The sequence below is a fragment of the Ruegeria sp. BHSB056 genome, assembly GCF_059613305.1.
The window spans coordinates 1-23037 of the sequence record NZ_JBXWSG010000040.1 but is presented as its reverse complement, the minus strand read 5'-3'; the positions used below and the strand labels follow the sequence as shown (position 1 = coordinate 23037).

Genomic DNA, 23037 nt, shown 5'->3' with positions numbered 1-23037 from the left:
GCCTCTAGGATCGGGACAAGAATGCAGACAGACAGCCTGAGCGACAGAATTCTGAAGGGCGAGCGCCGGGCGCTGGCGCGTGCGATCACCCTTGTTGAAAGCAACCGCGCCGATCACCGGGCACAGGCCAGCGACCTTCTGGCACAGCTTGCCGGTTCGGGGCGTCAGGCGCTGCGTATCGGTCTGTCAGGCACGCCCGGTGTGGGCAAGTCCACCTTCATCGAAAGCTTTGGCATGATGCTGACCGGGCAGGGGCTGCGCGTCGCGGTTCTGGCGGTCGATCCCAGCTCGGCCCGCTCGGGCGGCTCGATCCTGGGCGACAAGACCCGGATGGAACGCCTGAGCCGCGAGCAGAACGCCTTCATCCGGCCCTCTCCCAGCCAGAGCCACCTTGGCGGCGTCGCCCGCCGCACCCGCGAGGCTATCGCCCTGTGCGAGGCCGCAGGCTATGACGTGGTGTTGATCGAAACTGTGGGTGTGGGACAGTCGGAAACGGTGGTGTCCGAACTGTCAGACCTGTTCCTGCTGCTGCTGGCCCCGGCGGGCGGGGACGAGTTGCAGGGCGTCAAACGCGGCATCATGGAAATGGCCGACATCATTCTGGTCAACAAGGCCGATGGCGACCTGAAAGCGACCGCCACCCGCACCTGCGCGGATTATGCCGGCGCCCTGCGGCTGCTGCGCAAACGCCCGCAGGACCCCGAAGGCTTCCCCAAGGCGATGACCGTTTCCGCTGTCGAAGAACACGGGCTGGAACAGGCCTGGGACGAAATGCAAACCCTGACCCAATGGCGCCGCGACACCGGTATCTGGGCGGCAAACCGCGCCGCCCAGGCCCGCTACTGGTTCGATCAGGAGGTCCGCCACGCCCTTCTCGCCCGCCTCGACACACCGCAGGCCCGCGCCGAGATGGAGCGCCTGAATGACGAAGTCTCGCAAGGGCGACTCAGCCCGGCGGTCGCTGCCGGTCAGCTTCTGGACACGCTCGGCTGAAGGGCCGTCATGGCCGTTTCACCTTTTGCCAAATACTCTTGCCAACGGCATGGCCCGTCCGGGCCATTCCTGCATGGCAGGCAAATTGAAAGATTTCGCGCAGCCCGTCTTGACCCCCCGCGCGATTCCCACTACACGCATCCAACCAGTTTTCGGGCGCGACTTCGGGTTGCGCCCCTTGTGATTTGGCCGCGGGTATCCAGCCCGGCCTCCAGAAACAAAGGAAGAAACCATGTCGCGCCGTTGCGAACTGACCGGAAAAGGCCCGATGACTGGCAACAATGTCAGCCACGCCAAAAACAGAACTCGTCGTCGTTTTCTGCCGAACCTGAATGACGTTACCCTGCAGTCCGAAACTCTGGGCCGTGGCGTCAAGCTGCGCATCTCGGCGGCTGCGCTGCGTTCGGTTGACCACCGCGGTGGTCTGGACGCGTTCCTGGCCAAAGCCAAGGATGATGAGCTGTCGGCAAACGCTCTGAAAGTGAAGAAAGAAATCGCCAAGGCGCAAGCTTCGGCCTAAGGTCTTTCAACCAACAGAATTTCAGGCCCTGCACCCTCTCGGTGCGGGGCCTTTTCTGTTGGGTCAGCCCCTTCCGGCCCCCATTGTTCTCAATCTGGAACTAATTTTTCGCCATTGGTGAACTTCTTCACATACAGGTTTCCGAATCTGACCTAACGTCACTGTCATTCATCAGGCGGGGGCCACATTATGACGTTAAAAAGTTTTTATCTTTTCCTGTTTCTGGCCGCGGTATTCCGCAAGGCGATTGCAACCTGCACGCGGATGCAGCGCTGGGTGAACCGGTCCCATACCAGCTTCACCGCAGACACGGTAAAAAGACCCGGACTGGATTACTGAAAAACAGCTTCAAGCGCGACCCTTTGGCGCTTGAAGCTTTTCCCGCTGCTGACCTATAGCTGGGTCAGAATGAGACCTGTTGTTACCAGATTTCTGCCTTATGCGCTGTCCCTGCTGCTGGTTCTGACCGGGCAGGGGCTGGCCATGTCGCGCGGCATGGACAAGGCCGTGGGTCAGATGGTGCTGTGTACGGGCACCGGACCGGTCGTCGTCTATATGGACGAAAACGGGCAACCCACCGCCCCGCCGCATTACTGCCCGGACTATGCAATATCCCTGTTGGGTGCTGTTGCTGTCGCGCAACCAGCACTGCCAGCCGCGCCGGAACGGGCGCAGCCAGCTCCGCTGCGGCATCTGGGCAACCAGATCGCCCTGCCGGTTCCCGCAACCCCGGCCCGCGCGCCTCCTGTCAGCGTTTGAAACCCACCCTTTTCAAACCTTCATACAGGAGAGGCGCGATGTCCCTCAAAACCACTCTGCTTGCAACTCTGGCCGCCGTGTCGCTGGCCATCCCCGCCTTTGCCGAAGGCCCCATCAAGGTTGACGACGCCTATGCCCGGTCCTCGGGCAAGACCGCCATCGCCGGTGCCGCGTTCATGATGATCCACAATCAGGGCGACGCCGATGACCGGCTGATCGGTGCAACCTCGGACGCGGCAGCGCGTGTGGAATTGCACACCCACAAGGTCGATGAAAACGGCGTGGCCAAGATGGTGCATGTCGAAGAAGGCTTTGCCATTCCGGCCGGTGAAACCCACATGCTGAAACGCGGCGGCGACCATGTGATGTTCATGGGTCTGACGGCCCCGTTCGAACAGGACGCCATGGTGCCGGTCACGCTGATCTTTGAAAAGGCAGGCGAGGTCGAGATCGAGATTCCCGTGGATCTGGAACGTCAGGACAAAGGCGGCCACGGATCACATTCGAACTAGGGCAACGCCTGTCTTCGGGCCGCGCTGCAGCCCTCATCCATGCGTCAGGCCGGGCTTTGCCCGGCCTGTTTTTCACGCGGCTTCGGATAGAGCTATTTGTTGATGGTTTTCATACCGACGCGGTCGCCCGCCTGCCGAAACCGAGAGGCCAGCCAGAACATCACAGCGGCCATCGCCAGCGCTGAGAATGCGATACCCCATCCCAGCGCAACCAGCGCCACCGCTGGCCAGATCATCAGGACAAGCCCAACCACAAGCGCGACAAATCCCGAGACCCGCATGGAGCCGCGTTGCGGGTCACTTGGATGCATCTGCCCGGCAGCCGCCAGGGATCCGATCCCGATGATCAGCGCCCATGCGCCCAACAGGAAAAACGCCAGTTTCACCGTGCCTTCCGGCCAGATCAGCAGGACAAGCCCGATCAGAAGCGCGCTGATCGCGGCACCTCCCATTACCCCGCGACGCCCAACGCCCAAAAGTGTCAGGCCACCATCGAGGATCAGCAGCACGCCAACCAGCCGCAGCAGCAACGCGATGCTGCCAGACGGCCAGAACAGCGCTGCAATACCGACAAGCCCGGCCAGCACCCCGCGCAGCAGAAAAGTCCACCACAGGCTGGACAGCTGTTCCCCCAGCATGTCACGCCCGGCCATGCTGCCGTCTTCCAGGATTTCACCGGTGCGGGGGTCTTGATCAGTCATGGCGTGTCCTCCAGTCGCTATCGCAGATAGTGTACACAAATTAAGCCAGCGTTGTCTGTAGCTTAAGAATATCCCGCAAGAAGCTGATCGACCCATCGCGGAACCGTTTCGGATGCCCTGCCGACAATGCGCTCATCAAAGCCCGACGGCCCGGGCGTCGGCTCCAGATTGATCTCGACCGTCCGCGCGCCCACCGCCTGCGCCTCGTGGACAAAGGCCGCCGCCGGATAGACCTGACCCGAGGTGCCGATGGCGGCAAAGATCGATGCGCTGGCAAGGTGGTCGTAGATGTCGTCCATGTAATAAGGCATCTCGCCGAACCAGACCACATCGGGCCGGGCGGTGGGCTGGCCGCAGGCGGGGCAGGGCTCGGCGACGGCCATCTCGGGCGGGGCGGGCCAGCGATGATCACACCCGGAACACAGGGCACCCGCCAATGTGCCATGCATGTGGATGACACCCGTCGCACCGCCCGCTTCATGCAGGCTGTCGACGTTTTGGGTCACGATCACGACCTCTGCGGGCCAGCCCTGCTGCAACCGCGCCAGCGCCATGTGGGCCGCATTGGGCTGCACAGCGGCGGCCTGAACGCGGCGCGCATTGTAAAACCCCTGCACCAAGGCGGGATCGCGCGCAAAACCTTCGGGTGTGGCCACATCCTCGATCCGGTGCTGCGCCCACAGCCCGCCTTCGTCGCGGAAGGTGCTCAGCCCGCTTTCTGCCGAAATCCCGGCCCCGGTCAGAATGACGATCTTTCCCATATCCCCTCCGCGCGTTACACCTTGGCCATGACACACCGTATCCTCTTTGTCTGCCTGGGCAATATCTGCCGCTCTCCCGCGGCCGAGGGCGTCTTTCGCGCCCGCGCACCGCATCATGCAACCGACAGTGCCGGAACCATGGGCTGGCACGCGGGCAATCCGCCCTATGGCCCGATGCAGAAGGCCGCAAACCGCAGAGGCATCGACCTCGGCGACCTGCGCGCGCGCCAGTTCACCGTCGCGGATTTCGACCGGTTCGACTTGATCATCGGCATGGATGCCCAAAACATCGCTGATATCGAAGACCTGCGCCCGCCGGGCAACGGCACGCCGGTTCGCCTGCTGACGGATTTCGCCCCTCAGACCGGTGCCGATCACGTACCCGATCCGTATTACACGCGGGATTTCGACGGCGCGCTGGACCTGATCGAAGCAGCGGTTGACGGGCTTGCCGCCCATCTGGACACCTAACCGCCGGTCACCCGCAACTGGCCGCTCAGCCAGGGCAGCTTGGCAAGCGCGGGGTCCACGATCTGGTTCTGCATCAGACGCCGGGTCATGCCCGCAACCTCCTGCGGGACCTGATCGGACCACTCGGTGCGCGCCAGCAGCGATATGTTGCGCGAGAACTCTCCGAACGGGGCAGGGTGCGCCTCCAGCCCCTCATGAAACCGCGCCGCGCGCATGAAGCCCAGCGGCGTGGTGATCGCCCAGCCCAGACCCCGCGCCACCATGGCCATCAGCGCCATGTGCGAGCCGATCTCGAACCGTTCCTCGAACACCTGCGAGCGGCGCGCCAGATGCGCCTCGATCTGGCGGCTGATCAGCTGCTCGCGGGCATAGCGCAGAAACGGCAGCCGCTCCTGCACGGCCTCGACGCCCCCCGATCCCTGTGGGGCCACCAGAATGAACGGATCGTGGACCAGCGGGTATTCGACCACCCCCTCCAGCACTTCGCCGCTATGGGCGGTGACCGCCATATGCAGGCGCTGCTCGGCCAGCGCCTCGAACAGATCAAGGCTCGACAGGGTGATCAGCTTGAATTTCGACCGGGTCAGGCTGTCGGCCAGCAGGGTGGCCAGCCGCGGCGTCAGGTCATTGTCGAAATCGTCGATCAGCCCGATCGACAGCGTGGTCAGATGCCCCAGATCCATGACCGACAGCTCGCTCTGGGCCATGTGCAGCTCGGCCAGAACCGCCTCGGCCCGCGCAAGGAAGCTGCGCCCCGCCTGCGTCAGCCGCATCGGCCGCCGCCCGTGATCGACCAACTCGGCCCCCAATGCGTTTTCCAGATTGCGCAATTGCTGCGAAACGGATGGCTGGCTGAGCCCCGTGATCTCGGCGGCCTGCGCCACCGATCCCGTCCGCGCCAAAGCCTCGAACACTTCAAGGCCCCGCAGGGTCAGCCCTTTCATTACCATGCAACACACCTTTCGCTGCGCCTTTCTGGGACGCAGCGTGGATCAGGTCAAGCATTCTGAACGGGTTAGCTGCAGATCGCCTGCGCCATCTGGCCAAAGTTCTGGTACCGATCCCACAGCGCATCATCGCGCGCGGTTTTCGACATCTTCAGCACCTGCGCCTGATGGGGGTCCTTGAACCATTTCGCCACGGTTTTCTGATCACTGCGCGTCAACGCCTGATCCGCCACGCGCTGAATGCAGCTGCACCGGTCCCGCGTCGCGGCCGAGCGGTCCGACGCCATGCACGCCTGCCTGATCTGCGCCGCATCCGCGACCTGAGCCACCGCCGTCAGCGATGCCGCACAAAATGCGATAATGAGGAACTGTTTCATACTCGAGCCTCGTTTTTTGCCTGCCCGGACGGGTCTTGCGCCCCTCTCGGTCTGCGGCGGAGTATGAATCAAACGGGCGCGCGGATCAATCATACGTTGCGAAAAAGTGATTGCACGATCCGGAAACGATACATCCCCACCACCCCCGTAGGCCGGGCTTCAGCCCGGCATTGGTCAGTGCAAGTACGGCAGCCAGTCTTCGACGGCTTTGATCAACGCTTCAATTTTCTCTGGGTGTTTGACAATGTAAGCATCCACCACTGCGGTTGTGACTTTCTTCGCGCTTATGACGACAACGGTGCCAACTGCCAACTTAACTGTTAAAGCACTCCACTTGAGTAAGCCAACCAGTCCTGCTTTGAGTTTGCCCAGACTCGCCTCAATCCGCTCGCGAGCAGGGCGTTCCTCTTCCAAAGCCGTCGAGAGGTCTTCGGTGGCTTCCCAGATAAAGGTTATCGCGCCGGACAACCGTTCGTCTTCGATGCTCTCAGGAGGATTGTTGCCTCCGATACCGTGACGCGCAGATATTCGAACCGTCAGGCTGTCTTTAATGTCCGATAAGGCTTTCTCGACTTGCCACCGAGCCTGAATTTGTTCGATTTTTTCGGCAACAGCTTCCGGGCCTTCCAACCAAACACTATTGTCAATCAGAGCAACCCGGCGTTGCAGCTCCCAGTCCATTGGTTCGCCGTTCAGCATCCCCTCATACCATGCGGCCCAAAACTCCCATGGAGTCCCCGTAGCGTTGTCGAAGAATTGTTGCGACAAGCCAGCGTGTGTTTCAGGTACCTCACCATGCCAGAGCTCGGTGGCGAACACTTGTTCGGTATCCTCAGGTGCGACGGTGAGTGCAGCAGTATCGGCTGTTCGCTCTTTTAGACCTTCGCCGTGATAGGCAGTGAGGTGAGTAGGAAGACTTGAAATAATAATGTCCACTTCGTTGGTGGCAATACCGATGGCGTTAGAAGCGATACTGGCGCTTTTAGGAAGGATGTTGAGTATTCTTCCGGTGTCGGCGGCCGAAATGTATCTGGAGTTTAAATGTGCATTGAGAGCAGTGACCTCCGCACTAGGTCTCGTCCCTTCGAGCCCGGAAACAACACATGCTCTTAGACATAACAGTAGAAAATGTTGAATGTCTGTTCTATTGCTGTTTTGCTCAAAGAACCCGAAGATATATGGGAGCCATTGTAGTGCCACCCGTGCCGCAACTGTCTTGACCGCAGCGGGCGGCAGGGTTGGCAGTTTTTCCTGCAACTCTTGCCCAAAGCCGTAATCGATCACACGTACTCCCCATCAGTTTGATCGTTTCAATCTGCAACAACGTGGTTTAACGCACAAGGCACCGAAACTCTGTCGCGTTTCTATTGACCAACCCACGATTCCTCTACATATCCCCAACCCATGACAGACCTCGCTCATATCCGCAATTTCTCCATCGTCGCGCATATCGACCATGGCAAATCCACCCTTGCTGACCGGCTCATCCAGGAGACCGGGACAGTGCAGGATCGTGACATGAAGGAACAGCTGCTCGACAGCATGGATATCGAGCGCGAGCGTGGCATTACCATCAAGGCCAACACCGTTCGCATCGACTATACCGCCGATAATGGCGAGACATATGTGCTGAACCTGATCGACACCCCCGGCCACGTGGATTTCGCCTACGAGGTCAGCCGGTCGATGCGCGCGGTCGAGGGCTCTCTGCTGGTTGTGGACAGCACCCAGGGGGTCGAGGCGCAGACGCTGGCGAACGTGTATCAGGCCATCGACGCGGATCATGAGATCGTGCCGGTCCTCAACAAGATCGACCTGCCCGCGTCCGACTGTGACCGCGTGGCCGAACAGATCGAGGACGTGATCGGCATCGACGCAAGCGACGCCATTCAGGTCAGCGCCAAGACCGGGCAGGGCATCCACGAAACGCTGGAGGCGATCGTGCACAAACTGCCCGCGCCGCAGGGTACTCTGGACGCGCCGCTCAAGGCGATGCTGGTGGATTCGTGGTACGACGCCTATCTGGGCGTCATTGTTCTGGTCCGCATCATGGACGGCACGCTGAAAAAGGGGATGCGGGTCAAGTTCATGTCGAACGGCACTCTGCACCATGTCGACCGCGTCGGCGTCTTCCGCCCGGAAATGCAGATGGTCGACAGCCTCGGCCCGGGTGAGATCGGATTCCTGACCGCCTCGATCAAGCAGGTCCGCGACACCCGCGTCGGCGACACCATCACCAATGACCGCAACGGCACCGAAGTCGCACTGCCGGGCTTCAAACCCGCGCAGCCGGTGGTGTTCTGTGGCCTCTTTCCGGTGGATTCAGCCGAATTCGAAGACCTGCGCGACGCGATCGAGAAGCTGGCGCTGAACGACGCCTCATTCTCGTATGAGATGGAAACCTCGGCCGCGCTTGGCTTTGGCTTCCGCTGCGGCTTCCTTGGCCTGCTGCACCTCGAGGTCATCCGCGACCGGATCGAGCGTGAATACGATATCGACCTCATCACCACCGCGCCCAGCGTGATCTACCACGTCTACATGAAAGACGGCGCGATGATCGAGCTGCACAACCCCGCCGACATGCCCGACCTGTCCAAGGTCGACCATCTTGAGGAACCGCGCATCAAGGCGACCATTCTGGTGCCCGACGAATATCTCGGCGACGTGCTGAAACTCTGCCAGGACCGCCGCGGTATCCAGATGGACCTGACCTATGCGGGCCAGCGCGCCATGGTCGTCTATGACCTGCCCCTGAACGAGGTCGTCTTTGACTTCTACGACCGTCTGAAATCGGTGACCAAGGGCTATGCCAGCTTCGACTACCAGATGACCGGCTACCGTCAGGACGCGCTGGTCAAGATGTCGATCCTTGTGAATGACGAACCGGTCGATGCGCTGTCGACCATGGTTCACCGCGACCGGGCCGAGATGCGGGGCCGCGCGATGTGCGAAAAGCTCAAGGACCTGATCCCGCGCCACATGTTCAAAATCCCGATCCAGGCCGCCATCGGAGGCAAGGTCATCGCCCGTGAGACCCTGTCCGCCCTGCGCAAGGACGTGACCGCCAAATGCTACGGCGGCGACGCCACCCGGAAACGCAAACTGCTGGACAAGCAGAAAGCGGGTAAAAAGAAGATGCGTCAGTTCGGGAAGGTGGATATCCCGCAGGAGGCGTTTATTTCCGCACTAAAAATGGACAGCTAAGGCTGTCCATTTTTAGTGACGGTGGGCGAAAGCGGTTGGCGCAGCCAACCTGCGTGCCCACACGGTGGGTTGGGAGAGCGACCGCAGTCGCTCAACCTACTATTTTTCCTTTCGAACACCCTTGAAGGGCTTCTTGTCGGAAGTTTTGACATCCATGAAGCGACCAGTTGATGTGTCGCGTTTCACGTAGTGACCGGATGGAGTCTTGGTTTGCGAACGGCCTTTGACCATTCCGTTTCGACGTCCATCACCTGATGGTGGGTTAGTAGCCATATCATGCTCCCTATCGAGTGTGACAGTATGGTACGCAATAAGCACAACCATCCGACAGGAAGTATTGTTGCCTCGCAGCAGCCACTGCGCTTTGGCAAGTCGAATGCCACCCAAGTGGTATGCGATTTGCGAGAAGAGGAGGGTGTGTGCACGTTCCATCATCAACGTGCACTTCGTGATAGCCGTCAGGCTGTGGGTTTTGGTTAACGTAGTAGTTTGGCATAATGCTGCCTCGTTCAATGTTTCAACGAGGGGCGCCTTGACTGTTTTTTGTGAATCCGTCAGGATTCACGCGTTGCAAACTGACCGCGGCAACCCCCCAAGGTTGGTGCGGTACTACAACGAAGCGCCGTCTTGGTCTGACCACCTTGGCGGCGCGATTCGTTTGTAGCTCATACATCAGCATGGCTCGACACACTACAATATGCAAGATAACAAAAACAGAAACATCACCATTGGCGGTGTATTCGCCCTAGATGTGCCGTTTGGAACATGTTTTGCCCCAATATAGGGGGGTTGTCAACAGATTCCTCCACAGGAAACCCCCAATTTTTCTGTATGTCGATAAATTGTGATGTGCTGCCACTATATGTAGAATCGATGGCCGGGGCAGTTGAAGAAGTATAGAACTTACGTCGTTTCACGTTTCCAGTTTCTCAACCCACCCGCCCGGCGGCACCGCCGGGCCGCGCCGACCCGCCCCCATGGGGCGGCGCGTTTGCGCCTCCCCTCGGGTCGGTCGCGCCCCTCTGTTCTGCTGATCAGCCGTTGCAAAAGCGTTTGCGCCCCGGGGCTCCGCCCGTTCGGCCCTGAAACGGTCCACTGGACCGTTTCCTAGACGGGCCTCACCCCCTCGGGCCGGCGCTGCCCTCTGTTCTGTCGCCCAACCGGGTTTGATATGCCGTAGGGCGGGCTTCAGCCCGCCAATCCACAACTCCCCCATTTCCCCGACCCCATACCAATGCGCACGGACAGGCTGCATCCGGTGGCGGGCTGAAGCCCGCCCTACGGGGTGGGGTTGGTTGGGCGGTTGTATCTGCGCTTGCGCCACCGGGGCTCTGGCCGTTTGGGGCCCTCAGATCAGCGGGTCAACCGTCGAAATCACACCTCACCCGCGCGGCACCAAATGCAACCATTGCATCGGAAAACCGCGCCCCTCGGACAGGATCGGCCATTTGAAATCATCCCCCAACCGGATAATCTCATCCATCTCGGATGTGTCCCGCACGCTTCCGTCCACATAGGTGATATCAAAATACCCGGCGCAGAACGCTTCGATCGCTTTCAGTTTCGCATCGCCATCCTCGACCATCTGGGGGTGCAGTTCGATCAGGAATTCCGATCTGCGGAAATGCGTCAGAAAATCTTCGGTCAACAGGCTGAATTCGACACCCTCGATATCGATCAGAAAGAAGATGTCCGCCGGGTCAGGGGCCACGCTTGCGATGTTTTCAACCGTGTCCGTCAGCGCATCCCCAAACACCGTCACCCGGTCGCCCACGCCGTTATGTTCCGCCGTTTCGCGGATGACATCCCGGCCTTTTGCCGAAACCTCAAAGCACACGCTTTTTTCGAACTGCCCGGCGGCCACCAGTCCGACGCCCCAAAAGCCGTCCGCCGCCCCGATATCCACCAGCACCGGCTTGTCCGAGTTGCTCAGCACCTTCAGGTTCTGCTGCTCATACAGGCCAAAGATTTTCGTGGCCGTATCCGAATGCCCGCCCCAGAATGCGTTTTCGACAAAGCGAAACCCCTTCATCGGCCCGCACAGCACCTGTCCGCGGCTTTGTTCCAGCACGAACAGTGAAAACTCGTTGCGGAACCTGCGCACAGTGCTCTTGAACTCTCGATGTTGTCGTTTTGGAAATCGCATGTTCTGTCTGGGGCTTTTCAAGTTGGATCGGACGCCCCTGGATGAGGGCAGTTATTTGAAATCCCTGTTTAAGTTGTGGCGCGCGGTGTTGGAAGGAAAAACGCAATGCGCAATACCGGGCAGGGGTGGGGTTTTCTTCTTGCCCACCTTTCCCGCGCATAAACCCTTGATGAAGTTTCCTTCAGACAGGTTGCAACCGCCGCGCGCGCATCCAATCTCAGTCACAGGCCAGCACGGCCCGCACCCCAAAGAAGGGTGCCGATCATCAGATCAGAGAATTCCGTAGCCTGCGCACCGGGACTGTTTTCGACCCCGTTCCGGCCCGTCAGGTGAACCGAAGCGTTTCCGGCCCGGTCGGGTTGTTAAGGGGTATGAGCCGCCGTTGCTCACGGATTGCGGCGGAGGGGGTGTTGGTACCACCGCCGGGCCGGAACGCTTCTCAGAAACGGAACCAGCGTCTCCAGAGTGAGGAGGCAGGCCGGGCGGCCAGTTCACCGCCTGCGACAGGATCCAGACCGCCCCGCGCAAGAATGCGGCGTTCCTCGGCGCGGGTCATCTGGATCTCGCGGACCTTCAGCGCGGCCTCGCGCGCGGTGACATAGCGGCCGTCCGGTCCCGGTTCCATGCCGGGGATGTTGCGCCCTTTTGACCACATCCCGCGCAGCCCCGACAGCGGGTGTTTCCATCCGATCTCCTCGTCATCCTGCAACTGCCAGATCCGGTTGGCCTCGGTCATCGAGACCAGCGCGGCCAGCGGCTTGCCGTGCCGGGTCAGGATGATCACCTCGCGCGGGTCCTGGGCGCGGGTGATCAGCGGCCCCAGATGGGCGCGGGCGTAGGAAATGGTGCAGCGCATCGGCGAATCTCCGTCTGTACGATTCGTAGGATTGGGGGTCCGAGCGTTGTACAAATCGCACAATTTCGGCCTAACGGTCCGCACGGAGCGTTTTGCACCCGCAGCATCGCAGGAATTTCGGGTGCCGGGGTTACGTCCGGTTTTTTCCGCCCTCAACCCTTCGCGGGATCGGGGATTCTCGGGTTATCCACAAAACTCTCCCGCCGGATATCAACATCTTATCCCCGTCTAATTTTCATGCTGCAGTGCTATTTTCTTGTCGGATGCAGGGCGTGGTGCAACAGTCATCTCACCGCACAGGGTCTTCGGAACCGGGGCGGGACGCAAAGGCCAAGGGGGTCTGAGCAGAGAAGGGCGGATCTTATGATTTGCGTTTAGCTGCAATGGCTTACCGGTAGGTGATCAGCCGGAAATGGGTCGTAGACCCAGGTCGGGTGACCATCTTCTCAGACGGCCAATGCATGTCGCGATGGACCTTAGGGGACAAAGCGGCGGCTGCAGTCTCTCAGGGGGCTGGGGCGACTGGATCGGAGTGCTCCTCGGGGTACGTCGACCCGGTAAGGCGTCAGGGCGTATCCGAAAGGGTACATGCAAAGACCGCGTCTGCGCACCTGACGCCTTTTCCTTTGCCGAAATTCGGTTTCATACAGGCTACCACTCACCCCTGCCGAATGGGAACGGGGCTCTTCTGCGTGCGCGAAAGAGCCCCGATTTAGTGTCAGATATGCAATGCCGCGTCTATGCACCTGTAGGGCTAGACTACTGCGTGTGGGCGCAATCTTCAACCATATATTGCGTTAGTGTCCGGCTCGCCCGCAAGATAAGCGCGCTTATAGGCTTTCCTGCACGTCCGAAGCTGCGTTCTGGATTGCATCCCCGGCCTTTTCGATATCTTTGCCCGCGCCTTTGGCGGTTTCGCAGGCGGTCAGTGCAAACAGGCTCAGGCCAATCAGAATTACGCGGATCATGTGTGTCTCCTCAGTGCTCGATACGGATTCGGTAGCACCTTTCTCGACACCAAGCCAGAGCTAGCCTCTGTCGTCACCGCAGAACAGCTCGTACACCACCTCAAGCATCCGGCGCGGGCGATCATCTGCCAACCGGTAAAAGATGGTTTTGCCCTCTCTGCGCGGTATCACAAGCCCCTCCAGCCGCAGGCGGGAAAGCTGTTGCGAAACAGCGGCTTGTCTGGCGGACAACAGTTCCTCCAGCTCGGTGACCGACTTCTCACCGGACACCAGGTGGCACAGGATCATCAGCCGGCCTTCGTGACTGATTGCCTTGAGGAAGTTGGACGCGCGTGTCGCGTTATCGACCATACGATCCAGGTCGTGTTGCGGCATGTCCTGGGACAGCTGTGGAAGTGCCATCGAATGTGTTCCTTGTGAACCCGTTGACCGGGCATAGTTTCCGTTACGTAAAGCTCGTCGCCTGCGAGCCACTTCAGTACATGTTTCGATCAATTATTGCTATATGTATGAATCAAAAAACCGTGATGAAAAAAGGGGAACCCGCAGCCGTTTTCCCCGCAGCCCCTTTGGCAGGGCGTAATCACGGATAGGGTGCTGCTGCGGAACAGCGGCAGGTGTGACAATCTTATTGACGGCGGTCCACATTCATTCCGCGTTCTCACCGACACCCCCTTGCAGCCCCCCGGAGCCAACACTAAGACTCAGGTAACACTTGTTGGGATAATGTCCCGATCCACAGCAAAACAGGCAGGTTACGAATGTTCGATCCCGTAGATACCTACATGAATACGCTTGTCCCCATGGTCGTGGAACAGACCAGCCGGGGCGAGCGCGCTTATGATATTTTCTCCCGCCTGCTGAAAGAGCGGATCATCTTCATCAACGGCCCGATTCACGATGGCATGAGCCATCTGGTCGTGGCGCAGCTGCTGCACCTTGAAGCGGAAAACCCCAACAAGGAAATCTCGATCTACATCAATTCGCCCGGTGGCGTGGTGACCAGCGGTTTGTCGATTTACGATACAATGCAGTATATCAAGCCGAAATGTTCCACGTTGGTGATCGGTCAGGCGGCCTCGATGGGATCGGTTCTGCTGGCCGGCGGCGAGAAAGGGATGCGCTTTTCGCTGCCCAACAGCCGGATCATGGTGCACCAGCCCAGCGGCGGATATCAGGGTCAGGCCAGCGATATCATGATCCACGCGGCCGAGACGCAAAAACTCAAGGATCGCCTTTATGATATCTATGTGCGTCATACCGGGCAGACAAAAAAGGCGGTTGAAAAAGCGCTGGACCGTGACAATTTCATGAGCCCGGAAGAGGCCAAGGAATGGGGCCACATCGACGAAATCGTGGAAAACCGCGCAAAAATGGACGCGGATGAGGTCTGAGTTTCGGAGCCTGCACCACCGGTGCAGGAACCATTTTGAGATTGTAGCGGCCAAAGCGCTGGCCTAAGCTGCACGAACAGGCGAAAACGCATCCCCGCCGGGGGTGCTGGGATGAGGCCCGAAAGGTAGATCATGGCGACGAATTCAGGCGGTGACGGGAAAAACACGCTCTACTGCAGCTTCTGCGGCAAAAGCCAGCATGAGGTGCGCAAGCTGATCGCAGGCCCGACCGTTTTCATCTGTGATGAATGTGTCGAACTCTGCATGGATATCATCCGCGAAGAGACCAAGGCCAGCGGGCTGAAGTCTTCGGACGGCGTTCCGACGCCCAAGGATATCTGCGAGGTGCTGGACGATTATGTGATCGGTCAAGCCACCGCAAAACGCGTCCTGTCGGTCGCGGTCCACAACCACTACAAACGTCTGAACCACGCCCAGAAAGCGGGCAATGATATCGAACTGGCGAAATCCAATATTCTGCTGATCGGCCCCACCGGCTGTGGCAAGACATTGCTTGCGCAAACGCTGGCCCGGATACTGGATGTTCCCTTTACCATGGCCGATGCCACAACGCTGACGGAAGCCGGCTACGTGGGCGAGGATGTTGAGAACATCATTCTCAAGCTTTTGCAGGCCAGTGAATACAATGTTGAACGCGCGCAGCGCGGCATCGTCTATATCGACGAGGTCGACAAGATCACGCGCAAATCCGAGAATCCGTCGATCACGCGCGACGTGTCCGGTGAAGGTGTACAGCAGGCGCTGCTGAAACTGATGGAAGGCACCGTGGCCAGCGTTCCGCCGCAGGGCGGCCGCAAACACCCGCAGCAGGAATTCCTGCAGGTGGACACCACGAACATCCTGTTCATCTGTGGCGGCGCTTTTGCGGGTCTGGACCGGATCATTGCACAACGCGGCAAGGGCTCGGCCATGGGTTTTGGCGCCGATGTGCGTGACAATGACGAGCGCGGCGTGGGCGAGATCTTCAAGGATCTGGAGCCCGAAGATCTGCTGAAATTTGGTCTGATCCCCGAATTCGTCGGTCGTCTGCCGGTTCTAGCAACGCTGGAGGATTTGGACGAGGAAGCACTGGTCACCATCCTGACCAAGCCAAAGAACGCCCTGGTCAAGCAATACCAGCGCCTGTTCGAGCTGGAAGATGTTGAGCTGGGCTTTACCGATGACGCGCTGAAGGCAATTGCCAAGAAAGCCATCGAGCGCAAAACCGGTGCACGTGGTTTGCGGTCTATTCTCGAGGATATCCTGCTGGACACCATGTTCGAACTGCCGGGCATGAAAAACGTCAGCGAGGTTGTGGTGAACGAAGAGGCGGTAATGTCCGACGCGCAGCCGCTGTTCATCTATGCCGATGCGGCCAAGGAATCGGCCTCGGCGGGTTGAGGCCGGGCTTTTTACCGCGACGGTGGAACTTCAGTTGAACCGGTTCAGGGGGCTCTGCCCCCGCTGCCCTTCGGGCATCTCCCCCGGGATATTTATAGCCAGATGAAGCTGGGGATCCGTTGTTCGCACGCGAAGGCATGCGCAATCAGGCAGCGGGAGCTTAAGTAAGCTTTCGAACAACAAAGGTGACGGATTATGACGGTGAAGCGCATTTCTTCGGGCGGTGAGTTTGAGGCAAAAGTCGGCTATTGCCGCGCAGTAGTTGCGGGCGGCTGGGTTCATGTCGCCGGGACCGTCGGGCAGGGCGAGGACGTGGTGGCGCAATGCCGGTCTGCGCTGGACATCATAGGCAAGGCGCTGGCTGAGGCGGGTGCGGGTTTTGAAGATGTGGTTCGGGTCACCTACATGTTGCCGGACCGCAATGAATTCGCGCTGTGCTGGCCGGTTCTGGCCGAGACGTTTGGCGCCAACCCACCGGCTGCGACGATGATCGAATGCGGTTTGATTGATCCGAAGTACCGGATCGAGATCGAAGTGACCGCCTTCCTGCCGCAGTGACGCTGGAAGCCCAAGGGGCACTGGACCTTGGCGAGCCTTTGGTCCATACCTTCTCTCGACCGAAATGCCGGAGGCAGCCGATGGGAATCCTGAACAGTCTTTTACGAGCCGTGACCTGGTGGAACGGGTCAACACTGAACACGCAGCTCTATACGGCGCGCAAGGGTGTGAAAGTGGGCGAAGACAATGAAGGCAATGTGTTTTATCGCACCGCCGACGACAGCAGGCGCTGGGTGATTTTCAATGGCGAGGCCGAAGCCAGCCGGGTTGACCCCGAATGGCACGGCTGGTTGCACCGCACCTGGGACGAACCCCCGACCGACAAACCGCTGCCGCACAAAGCCTGGGAAAAACCGCATCAGGAGAACCTGACAGGTACGGCGCTGGCCTATGCGCCTGCCGGGTCGCTGCGGCGGGCCAAGCCGGTTGAGCGCAGGGATTACGAGGCCTGGAGCCCGGAATAAACGAGGCGAAGATGTCGACCCATAACTGGACCGAAGTTGTTGTCGGAGGCGTCGTATTGGCCGGTGCCCTTGCTTTTGGTGTTTATGCCAGCCAATCGACCGGCCTGTCGCAAGGTGCTGCGGGCTATGAGCTGGGCGCCTCGTTCCGGTCGCTGGAAGGGGTGGGTGTCGGCACGGATGTCCGTCTTGCCGGGGTGAAAATCGGCACCGTTACCGGGGTCAAACTGAACCCGGATACCTATCGTGCCGACACGACTTTCTCTGTTGCCGAAGGCGTGCTTGTGCCCGATGACAGCGCCATTGTGATCTCGTCCGAAGGGCTGTTGGGTGGAAACTTTGTCGAAGTCATGCCCGGTGGTTCGCCCTTCTTTTTTGAACCCGGAGACGAGATTCAGGATACCCAGGGTGCGGTCAGCCTGATCTCGCTGCTGGTCAAGTTCGTAGCCGGAGATGGCGGCGAATGATGCGCGCCGCCCTAATTGCCCTGTTGCTGGCTGGAACCGGCGCCGCCGCGCAGCAGAAAGTCAACTCTGGCCCCGGCGCCATGCTGCGCGGGCTCGACAAAGTCAGTGGCCAGACGGTTGATATCGAATTGCAGACAGGTCAGACCGAAGCTGTGTTCGGGCTGGATGTGGCGCTGGGGGATTGCCGGTATCCGGTGGATAACCCGACAGGCGATGCCTTCGCCTATCTGACCATTTGGGAAACGGGCAAAGCGGATCAGCTATTTGATGGCTGGATGATCGCGACCTCTCCGGCGCTGAATGCGCTGGATCACGCGCGGTATGACGTTTGGGTCATCCGTTGTATCACGCCTTCTGCGGACTGAGTGATCGGCGCAGCAAAGTCGGCGCTCTGGTTCAGGGCTTCTTCCAGTTCTTTCTTGTAAGCGCCACGCGGGATTTCGATCGCCCCAAGGGATGCCAGATGCGCGGTCAGGAACTGCGTGTCAAACAGGTGAAAGCCGGTTTGCCGCAACCGGTCCACAAGATAGGCGAGCGCGATTTTCGAGGCATCCGTGCGGCGCGAAAACATGCTTTCGCCAAAGAACGCGGCCCCCAGCGTCACACCATATACGCCGCCCACCAGCGCCGCTCCGTCCCAGACTTCCAGTGAATGCGCATGACCGGATTGGTGCAACTGGCGATAAAGGGCGTGCAGTTCCGCGTTGATCCAGGTGTCGGACCGGTCAGCGCACCCATCAACAACGCCGGAGAAATCCCGATTGATTGAAATCTCGAACCCGCAGTTCCGGATGCGGCGCGCAAGGCTGCGCGAGATGTGGAACCCGTCCAGCGGAAATATCCCGCGAAACTTGGGATCAACCCAGAACAGTTCAGGATCGTCGCGGTGTTCGGCCATCGGGAAAATACCGATGGAATACCCGTGCAGCAGCAGTTCGGGGGTCAGGCTCATGCCGGTGATAGGGCGACCAGAGGGCGCGGGCCCTCTGGCACATGGCCCTTATTTTTCCATGTTCTCCGCAAGCCAGCGCTCCAGCCAGTGGATGTTGTACTCGCCGCTGTGCAGATCGGGCTCCTGCAACAGGGCGTGGAACAGGGGCACGGTGGTGTCGATACCGTCGACGATCAACTCGCCCAACGCGCGTTGAAGACGCGCCAGCGCCTCGGCCCGGTCGCGGCCCTGCACGATCAGCTTGCCAATCAGCGAGTCGTAATAAGGCGGGATCGAATAGCCGTCATAAAGCGCCGAATCCATCCGCACGCCCAGACCGCCCGGCGCGTGATAGGCCGTGATCTTGCCGGGGCAGGGCGAAAAATTCGGCAGCTTTTCTGCGTTGATCCGAACCTCGATGGCGTGACCGTTGATCTTCAGATCGTCCTGACCGAATGACATTGGTTCACCCGCTGCGACCAAAATTTGTTCGCGCACCAGATCGACGCCAAAGATCCCTTCGGTGACCGGGTGTTCCACCTGCAGGCGAGTGTTCATCTCGATGAAATAGAACTCGCCCTTTTCATACAGGAACTCGATGGTGCCAGCGCCGATATAGTTGATCTTGGCCACTGCGTCGGCGCAGATCTTGCCGATCCGGGCGCGCTCTTCGGCGGTGATGCAGGGGCCGGGGGCCTCTTCAAAGACCTTCTGGTGACGGCGCTGCAACGAACAGTCACGTTCGCCCAGATGCACCGCATTGCCCTTGCCGTCGCCAAAGACCTGAATCTCGATATGGCGCGGCGTGGTCAGATATTTCTCGATATAGACCTCGTCATTGCCAAAGGCGGCCTTGCCTTCGGCGCGCGCAGTCATGAAGGCGCTTTCCATCTCATTCGCGTTCATCGCGACTTTCATGCCGCGCCCACCGCCGCCAGCTGTGGCTTTGATGATGACGGGATAGCCGAATTCCTCACCGATGCGCTTGGCGTCGGCCAGCGTGGGAACGCCACCGTCCGAACCGGGAACGCAAGGCACACCCAGCGCCTTCATCGTGTCCTTGGCGGTGATCTTGTCGCCCATGACGCGGATATGTTCCGCGGTGGGGCCAATGAACGTGATGCCATGATCTTCGACGATCTGCACGAACTCGGCGTTTTCGGACAAAAAGCCGTAGCCGGGATGGATTGCCTGCGCGCCGGTGATCTCACAGGCCGAAATGATCGCAGGCACCGACAGATAGCTTTGCGGGCTGGGCGGGGGGCCGATGCAGACCGATTCGTCCGCCATGCGCACATGCATCGCGTCGCTGTCGGCGGTGGAATGGACGGCAACCGTTTTTATCCCCATCTCGCGCGCGGCGCGGATGACGCGCAGGGCGATCTCGCCTCGGTTGGCAATCAGGATCTTGTCGAACATGGGCCCGCCTTACTCGATGATGACCAGAGGGGTGCCGAACTCAACAGCGTCGCCATCGCCCACCAGCACGCGCTTGATGGTGCCCGATTTGGGGGCGTGGATGTGGTTCATGGTCTTCATCGCTTCGACGATCAGCAGCGTGTCGCCTTCGGACACTGTCGCGCCGACGGAAATGAACGCGGGCGCGCCGGGTTCCGGCTGCATATAGACCGTGCCCACCATGGGCGAGGTGACAGCGCCCGGATGGCTGGCCGGATCTTCGGCGGCAGCAGGGGCCGCCGCGGGGGCCGCAGCCGGTGCCGCAGCAGGGGCGGGCGCTGCCGCAGGAACAGCCATCTGAACCGGAGCGGCCACGGTCTGTGTCATACGGCTGACGCGCACGTTCAGGCTGTCTTCTTCGCCATATTCACGTTTGACCTGCAACTCGGTCAGATCGTTTTCGCGCAGCAATTCGGCCAGAGCCTTGATGAATGCCACATCCGCTTCGTGTTTGGTGTCTGTCATGAGTATCCTCGACGGTTCCCCTTTGGCCCGTCTGTTTCTTGCGGGCTCTGATCAAATTACGCAGGGTTATAGGCTAAGCGGCGGTGCATGAAAAGCGCCGACTCGCACCATCTGGCATGCGTTTCACGCGTAATTTAAAGGGTCGGACGGGTCACAGGGGCATCCCCGATAATTTGGCGACCAGTTCAGACAGCTTTCGTGCGCCGAATTTTTCAAGCAAACGGGCGCGGTAAGCCTCGATTGTGCGGTAACTCAGGCCCAGCTCTGCTCCGATTTCCTTGGCCGACAGGCCGCGGCAGGACAGGATGGCCACTTCGCGTTCACGGATGGTCAGTTCAACCAGCGGTCGTTCCTCGGATATGTCGGAAAAGCTCCAGATACCGTGGCGGAACGGGTCGTCGGGCGTCAGCGACCGGCCCCGGGCGCGGCACCAGAACAGGTCGCCGCTGCGGCGGCGCATGACGCGCTCATCCGTGTAATATCCGGTGCCGCGCATCACCTGCAGGCTGCGTTCGCCAATCCTCTCCCAATCCGCGACCGAAGGGTAAAGGTGCAACAGCGGCATGTTGCGATAGTCGTTCTCTTCTCCGCCAAAGGTGCGGGCAAATTGCAGGTTGCAGCGCCGGATGATCCGGTTTTCCAGCTCAACAAGCCCGATCGGCGCATATTCAAAGGCGGGGTCGCTCATGCGTGTATGGTGCCGGGAAAGCGCGCGAAAATGAAGGGGGGATGCGATGTCTTGCGCCAGATTGACGCCCGAAACCGATGCTGTGGTCTGCGCCAGTTTGTGAAAGTTGTAAATGTCAGCTGAAAAGAAATGATTAACCTGCGGAAACAGATGCTATAATCTGAAAACGAGCGTGAAATTCGACGGGTCTGAATTCAGGGAAAGTAAGCATGCGCGACACGTTGACAGGCAGTCGCATTCGCGAAAGACGGCAGATTGCCGGGCTGCGGCAGGCGGAACTGGCGCGGCAGGCCGGAGTATCGGCGTCTTATCTGAACCTGATCGAACACAATCGCCGCAGGATCGGAGGCAAATTGCTGGTCGATATCGCGGCGGCGCTGGGCGTTGAACCTTCGGTCCTGACACAGGGGATCGAGGCAACTCTGGTTTCCGCCCTGCGCGAGGCGGCCGAGGATGCGGTCGGGCAGAAGGCCGAGGTTGACGGGCTCGAGGAGTTCGCCGGGCGCTTTCCCGGCTGGGCCGGTGTTCTGGCGCAAATGCATCGCCGTGTCGTGTCTTTGGAGCGGAACGTCGAAACCCTCTCCGACCGCCTTACGCACGACCCGCAACTGGCCGCGTCGATGCACGAGGTTCTGTCAACCGCCGCCGCGATACGCTCGACCGCCGCGATCCTTGCGGATACCCAAGATATCGAGGCCGAATGGCGCGAGCGTTTTCACAAGAACCTGCATCAGGATGCCGAACGGCTGGCAGGCAGTTCCAAGGCGCTGGTGACCTTCCTCGACGAAAGCGACTCGGCGGTTGATCCACGTGCCGTTCCCCTGGAAGCGGTCGAAGCTTTCTTTGAAGCCCGCGCCTACACGATTTCCGAACTGGAAGACGGGGGTGATGTGGACGCGGTTGACCTGAGCGGGCTCAATACCTCGGCGGCGCGCACCGTCGCGCGCGAAGTTCTCAGGATCTATCGCGCAGACGCGCAGGCGCTGCCGCTGGAGGCCGTCAAAGCGGTTGTTCAGCAGGGTGATCCGAACCCCATCGAACTGGCGCAGCGGTTCTCGGTTGATTTTGCCACCGTCCTCAGGCGCCTGGCCTTTCTGCCAGATGGCATCCTGTCACAACCGGTCGGCATGGTGCTGTGCGATGCGTCTGGAAGTATCCTGTTTCTCAAGCCGATTCAGGGGTTTACCTTGCCCCGACACGGCGATGTCTGCCCGCTCTGGCCGCTGTTCACGGCCCTCAGCCGTCCGCTGGTGCCGGTGCGCAAGCAGGTCGTCCTGACCGGCAGGTCCTCGGCCGTGTTCGAATGCGTCGCTTATGCCTGGCCGCATGCGGTGTCGGGATACGATCAGGACCCGGCCTATCGCTCGGTCATGGTGGTGCGCCCGGTCAGGGACCCGTCAGACGAGGTGCCGGTCACTCAGGTCGGGCCAAATTGCCGTGTCTGCCCAAACCGCGATTGCAAGTCCCGGCGCGAGCCGTCGATTTTGAGCGAAGGTTTTTGACACGTTCATGACAGACCGCTTAATCTGGCGGGAACCGGTCTCGGGATGGAAGACCGGTTATGGGAGGAACTGAACATATGAGCCGAAAGGTTCTGCTGATTGAGGACGAACCGAACATCGCCGAGGCTATCCGGTTCCTGCTGTCGCGCGAGGGATGGCAGGTCGAAACGCATGGCGACGGAACGGATGCGGTTCAGGTGATCCAGGGGGCGCAGCCCGATCTGGTCATTCTGGATGTCATGCTGCCGGGCAAGAACGGCATGGATATCCTGCGGGAACTCAGAAAAATGGAGGAACTGGCAGGCTTGCCGGTTCTGATGCTGACCGCACGGGGTCAGTCGCGCGACCGGGAAATGGCTGAAAACGCAGGCGTCAGCCGCTTCATGACCAAACCGTTTTCCAATGCCGAAGTTCTGACAGCCGTGCGTGACCTTCACGCGCAGGCGACGCGCTTATGATGTCCGGCGAGGGCAACAAGACCAAACCACCGGGCGCAC

General features: G+C 60.0%; 28 protein-coding genes. 15 read left to right on the top strand and 13 right to left on the bottom strand.

The genetic code is table 11. The features are described from left to right. Positions 1–21 precede the first annotated feature (21 nt). The 5 genes from meaB to AC2FND_RS11570 all read left to right on the top strand — a co-directional run bounded on the left by meaB (position 22) and on the right by AC2FND_RS11570 (position 2784). Entirely contained in the window at positions 22–993 is a 972-nt protein-coding gene (gene meaB / locus AC2FND_RS11590; RefSeq protein WP_496769833.1) for a methylmalonyl Co-A mutase-associated GTPase MeaB, read from the top strand. A gap of 232 nt (positions 994–1225) precedes the next feature. Continuing rightward, positions 1226–1513: a 50S ribosomal protein L28 gene (gene rpmB, locus AC2FND_RS11585; RefSeq protein WP_008756960.1), complete on the top strand. Its 288-nt coding sequence runs from the start codon at positions 1226–1228 to the stop codon at positions 1511–1513. A gap of 189 nt (positions 1514–1702) precedes the next feature. Further along, the gene (locus tag AC2FND_RS11580) at positions 1703–1852 is read left to right on the top strand and encodes a hypothetical protein (protein ID WP_209505706.1); all 150 of its coding nucleotides are present in this window, start codon (positions 1703–1705) and stop codon (positions 1850–1852) included. Positions 1853–1921: 69 nt separating this feature from the next. After that, positions 1922–2272 carry a hypothetical protein gene (locus AC2FND_RS11575; RefSeq protein WP_209598301.1) on the top strand — a complete coding sequence of 117 codons (351 nt, stop codon included), beginning with the start codon at positions 1922–1924 and terminating at the stop codon, positions 2270–2272. Between the two features lie 38 nt (positions 2273–2310). Next, positions 2311–2784 carry a copper chaperone PCu(A)C gene (locus tag AC2FND_RS11570; protein ID WP_209505710.1) on the top strand — a complete coding sequence of 158 codons (474 nt, stop codon included), beginning with the start codon at positions 2311–2313 and terminating at the stop codon, positions 2782–2784. Between the two features lie 92 nt (positions 2785–2876). On the opposite strand, the gene AC2FND_RS11565 is transcribed toward AC2FND_RS11570, so the two are convergent. Both AC2FND_RS11565 and AC2FND_RS11560 read right to left on the bottom strand, forming a co-directional pair. Further along, positions 2877–3485, bottom strand: coding sequence for an HdeD family acid-resistance protein (locus AC2FND_RS11565; RefSeq protein ID WP_496769830.1), 609 nt, complete (start codon positions 3483–3485; stop codon positions 2877–2879). A gap of 62 nt (positions 3486–3547) precedes the next feature. Then, on the bottom strand, positions 3548–4246 hold the full coding sequence (locus AC2FND_RS11560; RefSeq protein WP_496769828.1) for an NAD-dependent deacylase: 699 nt from the start codon (positions 4244–4246) through the stop codon (positions 3548–3550). A 27-nt stretch (positions 4247–4273) separates the two neighbouring features. Here AC2FND_RS11560 and AC2FND_RS11555 point away from each other — a divergent pair, with 27 nt between their 5' ends. Next, positions 4274–4717, top strand: a complete 444-nt coding sequence (locus AC2FND_RS11555; RefSeq protein ID WP_496769826.1) for a low molecular weight protein-tyrosine-phosphatase — start codon at positions 4274–4276, stop codon at positions 4715–4717. Here AC2FND_RS11555 and AC2FND_RS11550 read toward each other — a convergent pair. The 3 genes from AC2FND_RS11550 to AC2FND_RS11540 form a co-directional block, all read right to left on the bottom strand. Continuing rightward, positions 4714–5667, bottom strand: coding sequence for a LysR family transcriptional regulator (locus AC2FND_RS11550; RefSeq protein ID WP_496769824.1), 954 nt, complete (start codon positions 5665–5667; stop codon positions 4714–4716). The two genes, AC2FND_RS11555 and AC2FND_RS11550, sit on opposite strands and share 4 nt — an antisense overlap. Before the next feature lie 65 nt (positions 5668–5732). Continuing rightward, a complete protein-coding gene (locus AC2FND_RS11545; RefSeq protein WP_209598134.1) occupies positions 5733–6041 on the bottom strand; it encodes a hypothetical protein in 309 nt (102 codons plus the stop codon). Between the two features lie 174 nt (positions 6042–6215). After that, entirely contained in the window at positions 6216–7325 is a 1110-nt protein-coding gene (locus AC2FND_RS11540; protein WP_496769822.1) for a hypothetical protein, read from the bottom strand. Between the two features lie 120 nt (positions 7326–7445). Between AC2FND_RS11540 and lepA the strand changes: the two genes are divergently transcribed. Continuing rightward, on the top strand, positions 7446–9245 hold the full coding sequence (lepA, locus tag AC2FND_RS11535) for a translation elongation factor 4 (protein ID WP_496769820.1): 1800 nt from the start codon (positions 7446–7448) through the stop codon (positions 9243–9245). Between the two features lie 1381 nt (positions 9246–10626). Here lepA and AC2FND_RS11530 read toward each other — a convergent pair. The 4 genes from AC2FND_RS11530 to AC2FND_RS11515 form a co-directional block, all read right to left on the bottom strand. Continuing rightward, on the bottom strand, positions 10627–11391 hold the full coding sequence (locus tag AC2FND_RS11530) for an SAM-dependent methyltransferase (RefSeq protein WP_496769818.1): 765 nt from the start codon (positions 11389–11391) through the stop codon (positions 10627–10629). Between the two features lie 439 nt (positions 11392–11830). Continuing rightward, positions 11831–12247, bottom strand: coding sequence for a type II toxin-antitoxin system Phd/YefM family antitoxin (locus tag AC2FND_RS11525; protein WP_496769816.1), 417 nt, complete (start codon positions 12245–12247; stop codon positions 11831–11833). An 830-nt stretch (positions 12248–13077) separates the two neighbouring features. Further along, on the bottom strand, positions 13078–13215 hold the full coding sequence (locus AC2FND_RS11520) for an entericidin A/B family lipoprotein (RefSeq protein WP_209505735.1): 138 nt from the start codon (positions 13213–13215) through the stop codon (positions 13078–13080). Positions 13216–13275: 60 nt separating this feature from the next. Next, positions 13276–13617 carry an ArsR/SmtB family transcription factor gene (locus AC2FND_RS11515; protein ID WP_209505737.1) on the bottom strand — a complete coding sequence of 114 codons (342 nt, stop codon included), beginning with the start codon at positions 13615–13617 and terminating at the stop codon, positions 13276–13278. 359 nt (positions 13618–13976) lie between these two features. Here AC2FND_RS11515 and AC2FND_RS11510 point away from each other — a divergent pair, with 359 nt between their 5' ends. The 6 genes from AC2FND_RS11510 (at position 13977) to AC2FND_RS11485 (ending at position 17861) form a co-directional block, all read left to right on the top strand. Next, positions 13977–14609 carry an ATP-dependent Clp protease proteolytic subunit gene (locus tag AC2FND_RS11510; RefSeq protein ID WP_209505739.1) on the top strand — a complete coding sequence of 211 codons (633 nt, stop codon included), beginning with the start codon at positions 13977–13979 and terminating at the stop codon, positions 14607–14609. A gap of 132 nt (positions 14610–14741) precedes the next feature. Then, entirely contained in the window at positions 14742–16010 is a 1269-nt protein-coding gene (gene clpX, locus AC2FND_RS11505) for an ATP-dependent Clp protease ATP-binding subunit ClpX (protein ID WP_209505741.1), read from the top strand. 195 nt (positions 16011–16205) lie between these two features. Further along, a complete protein-coding gene (locus tag AC2FND_RS11500; RefSeq protein WP_496769815.1) occupies positions 16206–16568 on the top strand; it encodes a RidA family protein in 363 nt (120 codons plus the stop codon). Between the two features lie 80 nt (positions 16569–16648). Continuing rightward, on the top strand, positions 16649–17032 hold the full coding sequence (locus tag AC2FND_RS11495; protein WP_267364687.1) for an NADH:ubiquinone oxidoreductase subunit NDUFA12: 384 nt from the start codon (positions 16649–16651) through the stop codon (positions 17030–17032). 11 nt (positions 17033–17043) lie between these two features. Next, the gene (gene mlaD, locus AC2FND_RS11490) at positions 17044–17496 is read left to right on the top strand and encodes an outer membrane lipid asymmetry maintenance protein MlaD (protein ID WP_480507449.1); all 453 of its coding nucleotides are present in this window, start codon (positions 17044–17046) and stop codon (positions 17494–17496) included. Further along, complete coding sequence (locus AC2FND_RS11485) at positions 17493–17861, top strand: DUF2155 domain-containing protein (RefSeq protein ID WP_480488407.1); 369 nt, start codon at positions 17493–17495, stop codon at positions 17859–17861. The genes mlaD and AC2FND_RS11485 overlap by 4 nt, the downstream gene beginning before the upstream one ends. Here AC2FND_RS11485 and aat read toward each other — a convergent pair. The 4 genes from aat to AC2FND_RS11465 all read right to left on the bottom strand — a co-directional run bounded on the left by aat (position 17807) and on the right by AC2FND_RS11465 (position 21038). Next, the gene (gene aat / locus AC2FND_RS11480) at positions 17807–18448 is read right to left on the bottom strand and encodes a leucyl/phenylalanyl-tRNA--protein transferase (RefSeq protein WP_245222579.1); all 642 of its coding nucleotides are present in this window, start codon (positions 18446–18448) and stop codon (positions 17807–17809) included. The two genes, AC2FND_RS11485 and aat, sit on opposite strands and share 55 nt — an antisense overlap. Positions 18449–18496: 48 nt before the next feature. Beyond that, on the bottom strand, positions 18497–19846 hold the full coding sequence (gene accC, locus AC2FND_RS11475; protein WP_480488403.1) for an acetyl-CoA carboxylase biotin carboxylase subunit: 1350 nt from the start codon (positions 19844–19846) through the stop codon (positions 18497–18499). Positions 19847–19855: 9 nt separating this feature from the next. Beyond that, positions 19856–20350: an acetyl-CoA carboxylase biotin carboxyl carrier protein gene (gene accB, locus AC2FND_RS11470; protein ID WP_480546369.1), complete on the bottom strand. Its 495-nt coding sequence runs from the start codon at positions 20348–20350 to the stop codon at positions 19856–19858. Positions 20351–20501: 151 nt separating this feature from the next. Then, entirely contained in the window at positions 20502–21038 is a 537-nt protein-coding gene (locus AC2FND_RS11465; RefSeq protein ID WP_209505755.1) for a LuxR C-terminal-related transcriptional regulator, read from the bottom strand. Between the two features lie 209 nt (positions 21039–21247). Between AC2FND_RS11465 and AC2FND_RS11460 the strand changes: the two genes are divergently transcribed. Together AC2FND_RS11460 and AC2FND_RS11455 are read left to right on the top strand one after the other, a co-directional pair. After that, positions 21248–22540 carry a helix-turn-helix domain-containing protein gene (locus AC2FND_RS11460; RefSeq protein ID WP_496769813.1) on the top strand — a complete coding sequence of 431 codons (1293 nt, stop codon included), beginning with the start codon at positions 21248–21250 and terminating at the stop codon, positions 22538–22540. Between the two features lie 77 nt (positions 22541–22617). Further along, complete coding sequence (locus AC2FND_RS11455; protein WP_480484506.1) at positions 22618–22998, top strand: response regulator transcription factor; 381 nt, start codon at positions 22618–22620, stop codon at positions 22996–22998. The last annotated feature ends 39 nt before the right edge of the window (positions 22999–23037 follow it).

Coding starts and splice junctions, on each gene's coding strand:
- meaB (WP_496769833.1), top strand. CDS start 22: ATGCAGACAGACAGCCTGAGCGACAGAATTCTGAAGGGCGAGCGCCGG.
- rpmB (WP_008756960.1), top strand. CDS start 1,226: ATGTCGCGCCGTTGCGAACTGACCGGAAAAGGCCCGATGACTGGCAAC.
- AC2FND_RS11580 (WP_209505706.1), top strand. CDS start 1,703: ATGACGTTAAAAAGTTTTTATCTTTTCCTGTTTCTGGCCGCGGTATTC.
- AC2FND_RS11575 (WP_209598301.1), top strand. CDS start 1,922: ATGAGACCTGTTGTTACCAGATTTCTGCCTTATGCGCTGTCCCTGCTG.
- AC2FND_RS11570 (WP_209505710.1), top strand. CDS start 2,311: ATGTCCCTCAAAACCACTCTGCTTGCAACTCTGGCCGCCGTGTCGCTG.
- AC2FND_RS11565 (WP_496769830.1), bottom strand. CDS start 3,485: ATGACTGATCAAGACCCCCGCACCGGTGAAATCCTGGAAGACGGCAGC.
- AC2FND_RS11560 (WP_496769828.1), bottom strand. CDS start 4,246: ATGGGAAAGATCGTCATTCTGACCGGGGCCGGGATTTCGGCAGAAAGC.
- AC2FND_RS11555 (WP_496769826.1), top strand. CDS start 4,274: ATGACACACCGTATCCTCTTTGTCTGCCTGGGCAATATCTGCCGCTCT.
- AC2FND_RS11550 (WP_496769824.1), bottom strand. CDS start 5,667: ATGGTAATGAAAGGGCTGACCCTGCGGGGCCTTGAAGTGTTCGAGGCT.
- AC2FND_RS11545 (WP_209598134.1), bottom strand. CDS start 6,041: ATGAAACAGTTCCTCATTATCGCATTTTGTGCGGCATCGCTGACGGCG.
- lepA (WP_496769820.1), top strand. CDS start 7,446: ATGACAGACCTCGCTCATATCCGCAATTTCTCCATCGTCGCGCATATC.
- AC2FND_RS11530 (WP_496769818.1), bottom strand. CDS start 11,391: ATGCGATTTCCAAAACGACAACATCGAGAGTTCAAGAGCACTGTGCGC.
- AC2FND_RS11525 (WP_496769816.1), bottom strand. CDS start 12,247: ATGCGCTGCACCATTTCCTACGCCCGCGCCCATCTGGGGCCGCTGATC.
- AC2FND_RS11520 (WP_209505735.1), bottom strand. CDS start 13,215: ATGATCCGCGTAATTCTGATTGGCCTGAGCCTGTTTGCACTGACCGCC.
- AC2FND_RS11515 (WP_209505737.1), bottom strand. CDS start 13,617: ATGGCACTTCCACAGCTGTCCCAGGACATGCCGCAACACGACCTGGAT.
- AC2FND_RS11510 (WP_209505739.1), top strand. CDS start 13,977: ATGTTCGATCCCGTAGATACCTACATGAATACGCTTGTCCCCATGGTC.
- clpX (WP_209505741.1), top strand. CDS start 14,742: ATGGCGACGAATTCAGGCGGTGACGGGAAAAACACGCTCTACTGCAGC.
- AC2FND_RS11500 (WP_496769815.1), top strand. CDS start 16,206: ATGACGGTGAAGCGCATTTCTTCGGGCGGTGAGTTTGAGGCAAAAGTC.
- AC2FND_RS11495 (WP_267364687.1), top strand. CDS start 16,649: ATGGGAATCCTGAACAGTCTTTTACGAGCCGTGACCTGGTGGAACGGG.
- mlaD (WP_480507449.1), top strand. CDS start 17,044: ATGTCGACCCATAACTGGACCGAAGTTGTTGTCGGAGGCGTCGTATTG.
- AC2FND_RS11485 (WP_480488407.1), top strand. CDS start 17,493: ATGATGCGCGCCGCCCTAATTGCCCTGTTGCTGGCTGGAACCGGCGCC.
- aat (WP_245222579.1), bottom strand. CDS start 18,448: ATGAGCCTGACCCCCGAACTGCTGCTGCACGGGTATTCCATCGGTATT.
- accC (WP_480488403.1), bottom strand. CDS start 19,846: ATGTTCGACAAGATCCTGATTGCCAACCGAGGCGAGATCGCCCTGCGC.
- accB (WP_480546369.1), bottom strand. CDS start 20,350: ATGACAGACACCAAACACGAAGCGGATGTGGCATTCATCAAGGCTCTG.
- AC2FND_RS11465 (WP_209505755.1), bottom strand. CDS start 21,038: ATGAGCGACCCCGCCTTTGAATATGCGCCGATCGGGCTTGTTGAGCTG.
- AC2FND_RS11460 (WP_496769813.1), top strand. CDS start 21,248: ATGCGCGACACGTTGACAGGCAGTCGCATTCGCGAAAGACGGCAGATT.
- AC2FND_RS11455 (WP_480484506.1), top strand. CDS start 22,618: ATGAGCCGAAAGGTTCTGCTGATTGAGGACGAACCGAACATCGCCGAG.